A 14573-nucleotide genomic window follows, 5' to 3' on the forward strand; every position below is an offset into this window, starting at 1 on the left:
GGGCTAAACTTCTACTACTTAAAAAAAGCAAGTGCAAGTTGTCCTCCGAATAAAGAATAGAAAGCAAGGACAGGTGGTTGATATATTTCCAGATTGTTTTTATATATAAATAAAAATATTACTCAATACAGGCAGGGAACCGCATGAACAAACCTTCCGGCCGACTCATATTTCTACTTATAAGTGCAGTCTTTCTCCTGTTCTGCCCGCTGCTGTTAAATGCTGCGGATTTCAAAATTCCCGAATTCCTAGGAAGAGCCAACAATCCTTACATTCTGCCGGACGCAAGCGGGCCGGGATTTTTCCAATGTGCTGCCATCGGGCTGGTCACCGGAATGCTCAGTGCGGTTATCGGAGCGGGCGGAGGTCTGCTGGTTGTCCCGGCACTTATGACTGCTGGGGTAAGCGGAATATACGCTGTGGGATCAGAGTTATTCAGGCTGTTTATTTTCAGCACCATCCAAAGCATACGCATGGGTATCAATCGGCGCATCAAGTACATACTGGCACTAATCATGACCGTAGGGACAGTGCTTGGCGGATTCGCGGGCTATGTACTATGTAAAACAATTTTTCTCGCTGACCCAGCTGGGCATGACATCTTCATTTCATCCATAATAGCCCTCTGGCTGATAGTATACTCATTCATAATAATTCCTGATTTTCGTGAAGCTGCCAGCAAATACGCCCTTGAAATGCTACGTAAAGAGCAAGATGAGAACAAAGAACAGGAATCAATAAACACTCAACCGGAAGAACCTGCCAAACAGGAAAAAAGTGAAGAAAAGAAACCGGGCGCAAAAGCTGAAGCCGGGACAGAAGAACAAACCAAAAAAGAAAAAGAACCGGAGCCGGAGCCGGAACCAGAGCCGCAATTTGAGGATGAACTATACCCGGACGAAGAGCCTTGGGAAATTGCCCGCAGCATGCGCAGTATGAAGCTGCCGCCGTATATTAAATTTCCATCCACTATCAAAAATGAAGAAGACGAACTGGAACCTGCCGAAATGAAACGGGATGGGGAAGAACCTGATCTGGACAAAGAAAATGATCAGGACAAAATGGAAAGAATTCCCATCCTGCCAATTTTCTTCCTGACTATGATCGGCGGTTTCTTCATGGCCATGACCGGATCAGGCGGGGTAATCCTTACTTTTACGGTCATGACCAAGGGCTTCGGCTGTGTCGCCGCTCTTGTAGCCGGAACAGATTTGGCAAGACTGGCCCTTTCTACAAGTGGCTTAAGCATGTCCACATACGGCTTAAACGGATTCATCAATATTTACTGCATCAGCGGGCTGGTATTCGGTACCATCAGCGGATTACATCTGGGCAGCAAAGCCCTAAAAAACATCCTGCCTTACCGGGTAAAAGGACTGGTTGTCCTGCTGGTAGTCTCAGTTATCATCAACCGTCTACTGGCTATCCCAGCCTTGCTGCGCAAAGCCGGAGCCGCAATTGATCCGGGACTGGTCTCCACATTTGATTCCAGCGGATCTTACATCCTGCTCATCGGAGCAGGTATTTTCGGGGGCTGGATGCTCTTCGCCTTTCTCTGTGGGATATATAAATCACTGCAACCGGTTGAAGAAAAAGGAGCAGACAAATGACCTACTCCTCTAAAACCCTCACCGTTGCGGCAATACTTTTTATCTCCAGCATGCTCATGGTAGGAGCAATGCACCTGCCTTTATTCAACGGGGATGACGGCTTTGAAGCAATGGAGTCCACCTTTAATTCCCTGCGCAAAGGCGTAAAACCCCCTTTCCAAAAAATTGAAGCTGAAAACAAAGAATACCTCGGCAAAAATATCAACATCACGCTGGTCTTCCGAAATAATGACGAAGCCCGCATTGCCACATTAATGTTTTTACGCAACAAGCTGACGGTGACCCCCAAAGGACGCAAGGTCAACATTCAAGGCGATCTCGGATACACCCTAAAATTTTTCATGAACGACATCCATCTGCTCTACATGAACAGATTTCAGACCTTAGAGCGCAGATATTCCATGCCTGCAACTCAAGCCATGTACTATCTTAACAGGATGTTACAAAAAATGGCTGTGGCTGTGGGTTCACAAAAAATGGGTGCACAGGAAAAACTCATCAAAAAGATCCGCGAGAAGCTGCTCATCCCGGCCTACAACCTTCGCTCAGCCTTACCTGTCAGCGAGACTTCGGGATTCACTTATCTTTCTTTAGGAACGCTGGGGATACTTCTTTTTGCTATTCTCTGGGACATGTCCAACTTCCTTTTCTTCGGCACTCTGGCTTCGGACGACTTCATGAAAAGCGTGCGCATCAAGCTGGGCCGTGAATTATCTGATGCCCAGAAGAAAGCCATTGCCGCTAAGAAAAAAAGAATTGCTAAAGCCAAGGCACTGAAAAAGAAAAAGGGAGAACAAGGTAAAAAGATAAAAAGCACCAGAACCAACAAGGACGGGCTGAAGAAAAAAGCTAAGCCCAAAGCAAAACCGGACGATCCTGATACGCCCAAGAAAAAAGTAGTTAAAAAGAAAAAAGCAGCTCCTGAGGATGGTCCCCAGCCACGCAAAAAGAAAGCTCCCACCCCAGAAGGAGAAGCACAGGAACCAGCAGCAAAAAAAGATGCAACAGCCTCAGTTAAAAATACGAATGCTCAGCCCGATCAAAAAAAGAAACGTCCGGTCAAAAAAGACGCTAATGGCAAACCTGTTAAAAAATCCGCCAGCAGTAAAAAAGCAAAAGAGGCCACTTCACAAACCAATGGCAAAAAAGTAACTACTCAGCAGGGAATAAATAAAGCTGCGCCCAAACCCAAACCGGAAGCAGCTAAAAAAATGAAAAAGAAACCAGCTGCCCAGCCTGTAAAAAAGAAATCTGAGCAGACACCGCAAGCCGCCAAAAAAGAGATAAAACCAGATGAGCAATAGAAGCCCCAAAGATCCTGTCGCCTTCTTCCGTATCCTTGAATACGAATCAACGTTTCTGGATACGGCAGTAGCCATGACCTTGGAGGAGTGCAAATTAAAGATAGCACCCGGAACCAAAGTTCTGGTCAAGCCCAATCTGGTTTCATCCAAAAATCCGCTGGCCTGCACCCATCCCAACGTGACCCTCTCCCTGTGTCGTTATCTCAAGGATTGCGGAGCACAGATCACGGTTGCAGATTCTCCGGGCTACGGCAGTGCAGCGCAAGTCTCCAAAGCCATCGGTATGACTGCCGGGCTGAAAGAGCTGGGACTAAAGCCCAAAAGCCTTGGTCGCCCTGCTCCGCTTAAACTTTCGTTTGGAGAAACAATCGGCATATCCCGCGACGCTCTTGAATCGGACATGATCATCAGCGTACCCAAGCTGAAAGCCCACGGGCAGTTCGTGGTCACCGGGGCAGTAAAAAACCTTTTCGGCACGGTAGTCGGTTTCCGCAAGGCTTATGCCCACACTCGTTTTGGCGAGACACCGGGGCTAATGGAAAAAATGATCATCGAAGTGGTCAAATCCATGCCGCTGGCCTTCAATCTAATGGACGCCATCTACCCCATGCATGTAAGCGGCCCCATAAGCGGTAAACCTTACCCTATGAGTTTACTGGCAGGTTCCACCAACCCCTTTGCCCTTGATACCGCAATTTATATGCTGCTTGGCCTCAGTCCCAAAAGAATATTGCTCTGGCGGGAAAGCTCGCGCCAGCAGATTTTCGGCTACGACCCCGACCACATCAAATACGTAATCGAACCGCCGGATGACTTTGACACCACGGACTTCATCCTCCCGGAAAAACTGAATCCCATGGAATTTGAACCGGTCCGCTTTGTCAAAGGCCGTGTTAAAAGCCTTTTCAGCAGATTTAAATTTTGATGCGCTTCGCGCTTTTGGAAAAAGTTTCTCTGGACTCTTCAAAAACTTTTATTACGCTTCGCAGCCCGCGCTGACAGCTTGTACAAATTATTAGCAAAGTGATTTTCATACGATGACCGCAAACAATATTTTCCGCAGACTGCTCACCGTTACCGGACAAGTACAGGGAGTAGGTTTCAGGCCCTTTGTTTACAAAACCGCCCTCAAGCACAAGCTATCCGGAACGGTACTCAACAGCCCGGAAGGGGTACTTATAGAATTACAGGGAACAAAGGACGCACTGGACGGGTTCGATCAATCCTTCAAAGACGATCTACCCCGCTTAGCGCGCATAGTTTCACAAAAAAAGAAAGATATTGAAATGGTTGAGGGCGAAGAAAAATTCTGTATTCTGGCTTCCACCGCCGGGGAAGGACATTGCGTGCTGATCAGCCCTGACGTAGCAACCTGCCCTGATTGTTTCGAGGATATGAATGATCCTCAGAACCGCCGCTATGAATATCCATTCACCAACTGTACAAATTGCGGCCCGCGTTACACCATCACCAAATCCATTCCCTATGACCGCCCGGTCACATCCATGGCCTGTTTCCCTTTATGTAATGACTGCCGGAAAGAATATGAAGATCCGCTGGACCGCCGTTTTCATGCCCAGCCCAATGCTTGCGCCGAGTGCGGTCCCAAGGTCTGGCTGACCGATAATGAAGGTAGCGAGATTGCAGGACCGAAAACAGCCCTGCGTGAACTGGCAAAAATGCTGGCAGAAGGAAAGGTTGCCGGAGTAAAAGGGTTAGGCGGATTTCATCTGGTCTGCGATGCATCAAATGAAGAGGCCGTACGCACTCTGCGTGAACGCAAAAACCGCCCAGACAAACCACTGGCGGTCATGATTCGTGATGTGGATGAAGCGCGTAAACTTGCGAGTCTCACCACTAACGACATTGAATTGCTGGAAGGCTTGCAGCGGCCCATCGTGCTGGCCCCCAAAGGTAAGGATTATTCCCTTGCTCCGGAGATTGCCCCGGATACGGATTTCATTGGACTTATGGTGCCTTACACTCCGCTGCATCAGGTTATGCTTAAGTACTTTTCCGCGCTGAATGAATCGGACGAGCCCTCAGCACTGGTCATGACTTCCGGTAACATGAGCTCCGCGCCTATCTGCATCGGCAACCGCGAGGCCCTGAAACGGCTGCCGCATATTGTGGATGTTTTCCTTTTCCACAACCGGGACATTCTCATCCGGGTTGATGATTCAGTGGCCCGTTCCGTGCCTGAATTTAATGGTAAAACTGAATCACGCACGGTCTTCATGCGCCGAGCTAGAGGGTTCACCCCTTCTCCGGTTTTCCTTGCGCAGGACGGCCCTTGTGTGCTGGGTACCGGACCGGAGCTGAAAAACACCCTCTGCCTGACTAAAGGCGACCAAGCTTTCAGCAGCCAGCATATCGGGGACATGCAAAATCTTGAGACTGCCAATTTTTGGAAGGAAATCCGACTCCATTTGCAATCCATCCTCAAGGTCAAACCAGAGCTTGTTGTCCACGACCTGCACCCTGATTACCTGACCACCGGACTGGCCGAAGAAATTTCACTGGCTGAAGGTATCGAGACAACCGCGCTGCAACACCACTATGCCCACATCCACGCCGTACTTGCCGAAAACAAACATCAAGGTCCCGCGCTGGGTCTTGCTCTTGACGGGACCGGACTGGGTGAAGACCGCACCATCTGGGGCGGCGAATGTTTGCTGGTAGATAATGAAAAACTGGAACACAAAAGGCTGGCCCGTTTCACCCATTTGCGCCTCCCCGGCGGTGAAGCAGCTGTACGCGAACCGTGGCGCATAGCCCGAGCAGCAGCCAAGGACCTCGGCCTTGATGCGGATTTAATTCCCGTGCCGGACAAATTTTGTGGCGGCCTGAAAATGTTTGATCAGGTCCTTGAAAAAAACATTAACTGCCCGACCACCAGCAGTTGCGGACGTCTTTTTGACGCGGTCTCGGCCATGCTCGGACTATGCTCGGTAATATCCTATGAAGGACAGGCAGCCATTATCCTCGAGAAAGTTCAGAATATGGATGAGCAAGGCGCATACGACTGCCCTCTTGAGCAATCAGCGGAGCCGTACAAAATCCACACGGGTGAACTTTTCAGGCAGGCCTTCGAAGATTTCCAAAATGATATATCTCCAGCCATCATCAGCCGCCGTTTCCATCGCGGACTGATCTTAGGGCTTGCTGATTGCGCAGAACTAATTGCCGATCAAACCGGAATCAAAACCGTGGGCCTCAGCGGCGGAGTCATGCAGAATCTGACCATCGCAGTAGAACTACCCGTAGAACTTAAAAAGCACGGCCTGACTCCGCTGGTTCACCGCTATCTGCCACCCAACGACGGTTGCATATCACTTGGGCAGGCTGTTTATGGACAATTACTACTTAAGAGTAGGTAAACACAGAACTATTGTCTTTGAGTAGCAAAAACTATTGCACTTCAATAATTGCATTACAATAGTCAGCTAAACCACCTGATTTAACAAAAGCAAAAAGCCTCCATCAAAACTGATGGAGGCTTTTTGCTGTAAACTTTAATCAGGAATTCCTACCAGCCCTTGTGGCTCAGAATATCCTTAACTTTTTCACCGGTCTTTTCTTCAACGATGATCATTTTCTTGGCCTGTGCTTTTTTAATCTTGTCGGTAAGCACGTTGATATCGGCTGGTTTTTCAACGAAATCCATTGCGCCGAGCTTCATGGCCTCAATACCCTTTTCAACGGTAGCATGACCGCTGAGCAGGATTACCTGCATTTCAGGTCTTGTCTTTTTGATGTGCTTAAGAGCCTCAATGCCGTCAATACCGGGCATCTGAAGGTCAAGCACGATTGCGTCAAAAGATTCAGCATCAACTTTGTCGAGGGCTTCCTGCGGATTGGTGCATGCTGTTACGTTCATACCACGCAGTTCCATACGTTCAGCCAGACCTTCAACAAATTCTTTTTCGTCATCAATCAGAAGTACTTTTTCTGCCATCTTTTTTCTCCACCTGCATGATGCAGTTTAAAGTAATTAAAATTTAAAAATTAATATATTGTCCTGTGGGACATATGCGGGTTTGCCGCCCGCTTTTACGGAAATTGATTCAAGCTCGGCCAGCTGTTCTTCAGGTATTGCTTCACTCAATCCTGAAATAGTCAGTACGTTGACGCCATCTGCGGAGCTGAGCTCGATGTCGAGTTCTCCATCCCTGCCTGCACTATCCATGGAATACTCAAGAGCTTTAGCAATGAGCATCTGGATGGTGAATGGGTCGCCCTTTCCGTTGACCTGTTCGCCTTCCTTAAGGGTTACCGTGACACACTTGCGCGAGGCTATGCGGGTCAGCAGGGAAATTACCAAACCTGTGAGTTCGCGGAAATTAACATCGCATACCGGAAGGTCCACACTGTGGGCAAAACGGTTCATGTTTTTAATGATTCCATCCCCTCTCTTAACCTGACCCTGAATTTTTTCCGCCAGTTTTACCAGACGCGGTGGGTCAAGTTCCATGCCCTGTGCAGCCATGAGTGAAAAATCCTGCAATAAGCCGGCATCTTCATTGATGATTGCCAAGACATTTTTAAGATCATGGGAAATGGCCGCGCTTATCTGCCCGAAAAAGCAGAGTCCGTCACGATCTTTCTGCGGTGCTGATGCTCCCATGCGATACTCCTTTATGGATGTTTATTCAGATTCAAGAGCCAGATTAATTTTCTCTACCAGCTCTTCAATCTTAACGGGCTTGACCAGATAGCACTCCGCTTCTGCTGCTCCCGCCTTGTAATCATCTTCCGAACCGTGGCCGGAAAGGAAAATATATTTCATGCCTGAACGAATCTTATTCAGCTCTGCCCGCAATTCCAGTCCGCTCATGCGCGGCATTTTCACGTCCAGAACCGCAAGGTCGTACTCATTCTCTTTGACCTTATCGATTGCATCCGCTCCGGAACAAACCCAGTCGGCATCAAACCCTCGAAAAGAAAGCCTTTCCGCAAGAGCCGAAACCAGTTCGGATTCATCGTCCACCAGTAAAATCTTCATCGACTAACTCTCCCCGTTCATATTGGGAACAACAGGCAGTGAAAAACTGAACTCAGTTCCTTTCCCCAATTGGCTCTGCACTTTCATATCCCCACCAAGGTCCTGTACCAGACCGTAAGTGATGGACAATCCCAGCCCGGTTCCGCCTGATTGCTTCTTTGTTGAATAAAACGGTTCAAAAATTCTTTTCAGGTCTGATTCGGGAATACCGCACCCGTTATCCTTAACTGAAAATAGTACCTGCCTGTCTCCACGCTCTACCCTGACCAGCAGGGCTCCCCCGTCTTTCATGGCTTGAAAGGCATTATTTATCAGGTTCAGCAGAACCTGCTCCAGCTTGCCGCGGTCAGTTACCACTTCATAAATACCTTCGTCCACCTCTACGTCGATATCAATACATCTGTACTCTGCTTCCTTGTCCAGAAAACTAAGCACGGTATCAATCACCTTGCGCGGATAGACCGGGCGGAGTTCCATATCGGTCTGGCGGGAGAATCCAAGCAACCGCTTGGTGATGCGCCCACACCGTTCCACAGAACCGATCACAGAATCCACAAGGCCGAGCAGCCGATCATCAGCCTCATAAGCCTTGCTGAATGTGAACAGGTCCTTAAGCAACCCGGCCTTTTCATTAATGATAGCCAGCGGATTATTAATCTCATGGGCCACCCCGGCAGCCAGCCGTCCGATGGAAGCCATGCGGTTATGATGTTCCATCTGCTGCAAGGCTTTGGAGCGGGTCATATCCGCCATGTAAATACGGTCAACCAGATAGGACGCCACCGCCCACATAACCAAGATAATGACCGCAATACTAACTACGGTGAACCAGGTCACTGTATCGCGAGAGCTCTGCCAGCCGCCCATGAATTCCTCTTCAGTCTTTACATAGAGGAGCACAAAGGGAGTGTTCTTCAGATAGGCATAACCGACCATGGCCAGATCGCCCTTGCGATAAGAAATTTCTTCAACTTTGGTACGGAATGATTTTTCAGGGAGTTCAAAACCCACCTTTGAAAAAATTTCACCGTTCCATTTAGATGGAGTTTGCAACACTCCTTCCCGGTTAACCAGAAAGACATCTTCTCCGGCAGAAAGATCCAGCGAGGAAAGTATTCCGTTAAACTGTCGGGTATCCAGCGTAGCGCGCAGAATCTTGAAATGATTATTTGTCTCGTCCAGCATATGCTTTACGGCGATGACAATATGCGGGCTGTCACGGAACCCGAGAAATACCTCGCTGATGTAAATACCCTGCTCAACCGTCTGCTTAAACCAGTCCTGCCCGGCATATTCGCGCCCTTCAAGCTTGTAAGGACCAACATAAGCAACCTGCTTGCCTTTACTGTTGATTACGCCGAGGTCAACGAAACCGCCAAAACTGTTTTTAAGAGACTTCAACATCTGAGACAGCTTTTCCCGATCATGGAAGGAGCGGAAATCATGCAGTTCAACCAGCAGCTGTAATGCTGATTTCCGCTCCTCCAGAAAGTAGGAAACCGAACGGCGGGTATTGGACGTAGTCCTTGCCGCCTCTAGGGTATTCTCAGATATGATCGCTCCCCGGGTTACACTGAAGTCAATGGAGGCCATGATCAAAATGGGAACAAGGGATACCGCAACAAGGATTCCGATACAAAGCTGCCAGATACGCTTGTAGTCAAACAACTGCTTGTAAGGTCCGGCGGACTTTGCGTCCGCATCCCAGAATTCCGGCTTAAATATTCCCTTAATGTTCATGACCTGCCCCGGAGAGTTTATTAATTAAGAGTTACGCACCTTGGCGTAAGCTTCCTTGAGAGTCTTGCTGAGTACATCGATATCCACTGGCTTGTTCAGATATGCGAACGCGCCCAGATCCATGCAGGTCTTGCGGTCATCGTCAGAACCGTGGCCGGTAAGGATGATCACTTCAATACCCGGACGGTCAGACTTAACCCGGCGCAGAACCTCGATACCGTCGATGCCGGGCATCTTGAGGTCAAGGATCATTACTTCAGGCTCATCGTCCTGAACCACATTAAGTGCGGATTCACCATCGTAAACCACTGCGGAACCGAGATCACGCAGCAGCAGACGTTCGGAAAGGGTCTTTACAAATTCACGCTCATCGTCAACCAGCAGCACGCGAGACGGAAGCTCGAAATCCATGCGGCGATAAATATCAGCCTCATAAAATTCCTTACCAAAGGTCACATCCACACTCTTTACACCATCAAGAGGCTCAGCGATTTCGCGCAGATCCTTTTCAAGACGCTCAACCATGAGCACTTTTTTATTGATGGCGAGAGTTACCTTGCCTTTTTCAGCACGGACAACAACGTTGTGCCCCTTGCCGACTAGAGCGGTCTCAACCTTGGCGGCAAGCAGAAAGTCCTGCACAGCCTGCTTGGACTGCTCAGTGACTTCAACAGCCGAATTCATCAGCTGCTCTTTGATCAAGGCAACAGATTCATCAACGCCGGTCTTGTCTGCGGGAATGACCATATCGTAAAGGGCAGGAGCCCAGGGATCATTCTCCCCGGCTACTTCGCGAACCCATACGGTACTTTCTTCATCGCTCTGCTGGATTTCCTTTTCAGCTTCGCCTTCGGAAAGACCGGACTCATTAAGTGCAGTTTCCAGACGTTTCTGAAGGTCATCGATAATGCAGACCTTAAGCACATGACTGATTTCCTGCGAAAGGAGCTGAGTGACCATGCCGGAAACCAGCAGAGCCTGCCCTTCGGCAAGTTTATTAGCAAGAGCCAGCCTGAGCCAGGAAACAGCACGTTCCTTTTCATGGCTGAACTTGTTGAATATGGAAGTCTTGGGAGAAAAAGCCTTGGCTACAGCGTTCTCGCTCATTCCGCCGAGAACAGCAGCTTCAGCCACAAGGTCTTCATCAGTGACCAGTTTGAAATCGGTGTCGTCCATCAGACGCTTAACAATAGCATCCGCCTGACAGAAAAGACCGCTGAAGAGAAACAGATCAGACATTAAAAACCTCCACTAAGCGTTACCGCTGAGACGGCAGTGAGTTGTGAGCGGGCAATCAGGCTCGGAGCCATCTTTGTGGGCCAGAGCGTGAGTCTTGCAGAGAGCGTCCTCAGTATCGGCATAAACATGATCGCGACCGATCTTTTCAAGCAGATGGGTGCGTTCAAGCACTGCCATAACCGCCTCGTTCACACCGGAAAGTGAGATATCGCGGCCACCGCTTCTTACAGTGTCAACGATCAGAGAAAGTGCTTCCTCGCCGGATGCGTCAATGTCGTTAATACCGTTGCAGACCAGAATTATGTGTTTCAAATTGGGCATGTCCATGGTGCGGTCAGTGATCTGATCTTCGAGGAAACTTGCGTTAGCGAAGAACAGAGGACCGTCAAAACGAACGACCGCGATGTGGTCGCATTCGCGCAGGCCATGGATGCTGGCGTCACGAAGGACTTCATCCTCACCCTTGGACAGGGCTGCAACACGGGGACGCATGCTCTTGTAGAGGAATACGCCGAGCGAAAGTGCCACACCAATCATAATACCCTTATCAAGGTGCGGTGCAAAGGCCAGAGTTGCAATAAATGAGATAATTGAGATAGCTCCGTCATATTTCTGGGCCTTCCATGCATGGATGAAACCGGAAGCGTTGATCAGCCCGATAACAGCCATCATAATAACAGCAGCCAGAACAGCCTGCGGCAAATGATAAAGAAGCGGGGTGAAAAACAGCAACGTGACGGCCACGATGACGGAAGTAAATACACTTGAAAGACCTGTTACAGCACCCGCCTGCAAGTTAACTGCGGAACGGGAGAATGACCCCGAAGCAGGATAAGCTGAACCGCAAGCACCAAGCATGTTCGCAAGACCCTGACCGATAAGTTCCTGGTTGGGATCAAGTCTCTGGCCAGTCTTTGCAGCCATAGCCTTTGCAATGGAGATAGCTTCCATAAAACCAAGCAGGGAAATGATAACTGCGAAAGGCAGTAACTTGAGGATTACTTTCAAGTCGAGAGAAGGAACAGCAATTGCGGGGAAGCCGGAAGGAATGTTTCCAACAACCGCACCACCGCCCATCATCCTCAGAGAAGCAGTATCAAGCACTTTGTTGCCCACTTTTACACGCCAGCTACGACCGTCAGTGGTCAGACCTTCGGGAGCTTTACCCTGTACATAGAAAGCCATGGAACCGTCAGCCTGCTCCACTCCGTCAAGAAGAAGGTTACGCAGTTCCGCACGCAGTTCATGGGATTTATGCTTGAGCAGCTTGACCTGATAGTTGACCACAGCAATATCATGCTCGGCGTCATAGTAGCCGATCTGATTTTTATCAGCCTTGGCCTGATCTTCAAGAGCCGCGATTTCGGTACGCTTGATCGCCAAATTTTCAATTCCGGTTACGGATTTGTTAAAATCAGCGATAAGAGTCTGCACTTCCTGATCCTGAATAGCAGCGATATTGACATTGGTATCATGGTTAAAACCGGTAGACCATGAAAGCAGTGTGGTAATAACAACCGCACAGAGTACATTGGGAATCTTCGGGTTAAACCTCTTAAGCCCGACCATGATAGCAAAAGCAAGGACCCCCATCCCCAACGTAGGTAGGTGGGTGTAATGAATGGCACCCTTGATAACCCTCACGATGGTTTCAAAGTGCAGCTCGGCTTTGTCTACGTAGACACCGAACATCTTTGAAAGCTGGGACGAGGCAATAATGATAGCCGCTGCGTTGGTAAAGCCGTTAACAACCGGATGAGAAAGGAAGTTAACAACCAGACCAAGGCGAAGTACGCCGAGCAGAAATTGAAAAATACCGACCAGCAAAGCCAGCAACAATGCGTAAGCGATATAACCTTCACTGCCTGCGGTTGCCAGAGGTTCAAGGGAAGCTGCGGTCATAAGTGATACAACAGCAACAGGGCCGGTAGCGAGCTGACGGCTGGAGCCGAACAGGGCTGCCACCATAGGTGGAAGCAATGAGGCGTAAAGACCGTAGTAAGCAGGCATGCCCGCCAGCTGCGCATACGCCATGGACTGGGGAATAAGCACCAGAGCAACGGTCAGACCGGAAATTATATCCGCCCTGAAAGCAACTCCGCTGTACTTTTTGAACCAGCCCAGAAAAGGAAAAATTCGAGTAAGCATGAGATAAACACCCCTAGTTAGGTTTCAACATCCTGCGGATGGACTCGATCAGATCGTTGAAAAGAGCACCCGCGTCGTAGAGATTAAAGTTCTTGAATCTCACTAAACCATCGACCATCGTAAAAATGATGAGTGCGCTCTTCCGGGGGTTGACCTCGCCGATGGAGCCATCATCCAACCCCTTCTGGATAGCCTGCTCAAAAAGTATGACCAGGCAGTTATAGATGGCTTCGAGGTTTTCCCGGAATTCAGGTCGGCTTTCGGCGAACTGATAAAGGAAATGTCGGTGCAAAAGAAGAAATTGATATTCCATACGTCCGGCCAGAAGAAGGTAAAACGCAACCACCTCTTCCATCTCTTCAATACCGGTCCCAGGCTGATGGTGATCCATGTGAGCCTCGAACTCTTCCAGAATACGACCCCTTGTTGCCTCAAGGATCGTTAACAGGAGATGTTCCTTATTCTTGAAGTGATAGAAGATGGTTCCTTCCGCCGCTCCGGTCATCTTGGACAATTCCTGCATGGAAGTGTCGGCAAATCCCTTATTAGCGAAAAGGATGGTGGCAGCCTCCAGAATTGCCGCCTTCTTTTTGGACATCTTGGTCATTTGTTCTCCTTTCTAAAAAACCGACTGAGCACTCAGTCGGAATAAAAAATAATCTGAATTGGGGTTCAATGTCAACCCGTCCTTTTTTTCACAAATATGACCTAAATAACAACCTAACTACTTGAGATATAGATATTTATCGTTCAGAAACAGACAAAAACAGGCATGATATTTTTTTCACATATCTCATTTTTAACCTAAAAACTGAGCCACTGCTCGGTTTTAATTGGCAAATTTTTTTTGTTTTTGCAAGAAAAACTGAGTGGTGACCACAAAAAAACTTTCATATTTTGACTCTGAAAAGAAAAACCCGGCCCCGCTTATGCGGGACCGGGCTGCCTACGCGATATTCAAAATTCAAACTAGAAGGGCTGTCCGTTGTTAATCTCAATAGCATAACCTCTAGGCCCGGTTTCTGCCCATCTGCCCCAAGCAACAAGACCAACTACATCATCGTCGTAATTTTTGTTTTCCCACTCTATTACAGCATATCCATAATCAGATGTATTGGATATATTTTCCCACTTGATATCAAGCACTCCTGTTTTCCCAGCTCCAATCTCAGTGTTATTATTTTTGAAATTAGTAAATGCATTACCTTGGGTCTTAATTGAACCATCTTTTTTGTAAATTGTAATTTTTACAGTCAAATCATGCTGAGTGATGTTGCTTATGAATATTATTGACGACTGGATGTTACTGCCACCATTATGCTGAGCCAACCAATGAGGCATAATTGCCTTCCCACTCCCGGCAAAGGCGGCAGAACAACTCAGCATAGCGATTACACAAGCCAACAAAACTACTCGAAAACTCTTCATTCTCAACTCCATTGTAAAAGTTTATTACATCAATACTAAACTCAGTTACAAAGGAATCGACCACATCTAGAAAGACTTTAGACATAACATGAAAGATGT

At 48.3% G+C, this 14573-nt stretch carries 12 protein-coding genes; 4 read left to right on the forward strand and 8 right to left on the reverse strand.

Features of this window, described 5'->3' with window-relative positions; all coding sequences use genetic code 11:
* Window positions 1-143 precede the first annotated feature (143 nt).
* From D0S45_11360 to hypF, 4 genes are all read left to right on the forward strand, one after another.
* Entirely contained in the window at window positions 144-1610 is a 1467-nt protein-coding gene (locus D0S45_11360) for a sulfite exporter TauE/SafE family protein (protein ID TIH15261.1), read from the forward strand.
* On the forward strand, window positions 1607-2914 hold the full coding sequence (locus D0S45_11365; GenBank protein TIH15262.1) for a hypothetical protein: 1308 nt from the start codon (window positions 1607-1609) through the stop codon (window positions 2912-2914). The genes D0S45_11360 and D0S45_11365 overlap by 4 nt, the downstream gene beginning before the upstream one ends.
* A complete protein-coding gene (locus D0S45_11370; protein ID TIH15263.1) occupies window positions 2904-3839 on the forward strand; it encodes a DUF362 domain-containing protein in 936 nt (311 codons plus the stop codon). The genes D0S45_11365 and D0S45_11370 overlap by 11 nt, the downstream gene beginning before the upstream one ends.
* Window positions 3840-3951: 112 nt before the next feature.
* Window positions 3952-6294: a carbamoyltransferase HypF gene (hypF, locus tag D0S45_11375; GenBank protein TIH15264.1), complete on the forward strand. Its 2343-nt coding sequence runs from the start codon at window positions 3952-3954 to the stop codon at window positions 6292-6294.
* Between the two features lie 149 nt (window positions 6295-6443).
* On the opposite strand, the gene D0S45_11380 is transcribed toward hypF, so the two are convergent.
* The 8 genes from D0S45_11380 to D0S45_11415 all read right to left on the reverse strand — a co-directional run bounded on the left by D0S45_11380 (window position 6444) and on the right by D0S45_11415 (window position 14474).
* Window positions 6444-6872, reverse strand: coding sequence for a response regulator (locus D0S45_11380; protein ID TIH15265.1), 429 nt, complete (start codon window positions 6870-6872; stop codon window positions 6444-6446).
* A 36-nt stretch (window positions 6873-6908) separates the two neighbouring features.
* Window positions 6909-7541, reverse strand: a complete 633-nt coding sequence (locus tag D0S45_11385) for a sensor histidine kinase (protein TIH15266.1) — start codon at window positions 7539-7541, stop codon at window positions 6909-6911.
* A gap of 21 nt (window positions 7542-7562) precedes the next feature.
* Window positions 7563-7919 (reverse strand): response regulator, encoded by a 357-nt coding sequence (locus D0S45_11390; protein TIH15267.1) that lies wholly within the window; start codon window positions 7917-7919, stop codon window positions 7563-7565.
* A gap of 3 nt (window positions 7920-7922) precedes the next feature.
* Window positions 7923-9659, reverse strand: a complete 1737-nt coding sequence (locus D0S45_11395; protein TIH15268.1) for a sensor histidine kinase — start codon at window positions 9657-9659, stop codon at window positions 7923-7925.
* Window positions 9660-9683: 24 nt separating this feature from the next.
* Window positions 9684-10898, reverse strand: coding sequence for a response regulator (locus D0S45_11400; protein ID TIH15269.1), 1215 nt, complete (start codon window positions 10896-10898; stop codon window positions 9684-9686).
* A 12-nt stretch (window positions 10899-10910) separates the two neighbouring features.
* Window positions 10911-13046, reverse strand: a complete 2136-nt coding sequence (locus D0S45_11405; GenBank protein TIH15270.1) for a SulP family inorganic anion transporter — start codon at window positions 13044-13046, stop codon at window positions 10911-10913.
* Window positions 13047-13059: 13 nt separating this feature from the next.
* Window positions 13060-13653 (reverse strand): TetR/AcrR family transcriptional regulator, encoded by a 594-nt coding sequence (locus D0S45_11410; protein TIH15271.1) that lies wholly within the window; start codon window positions 13651-13653, stop codon window positions 13060-13062.
* A 362-nt stretch (window positions 13654-14015) separates the two neighbouring features.
* Window positions 14016-14474, reverse strand: coding sequence for a hypothetical protein (locus tag D0S45_11415; protein TIH15272.1), 459 nt, complete (start codon window positions 14472-14474; stop codon window positions 14016-14018).
* Window positions 14475-14573 lie beyond the last annotated feature (99 nt).

Origin of the sequence: Marinifilum sp. JC120 (assembly GCA_004923195.1) — a bacterium.
Classification (GTDB): Bacteria; Desulfobacterota; Desulfovibrionia; order Desulfovibrionales; family Desulfovibrionaceae; genus Maridesulfovibrio.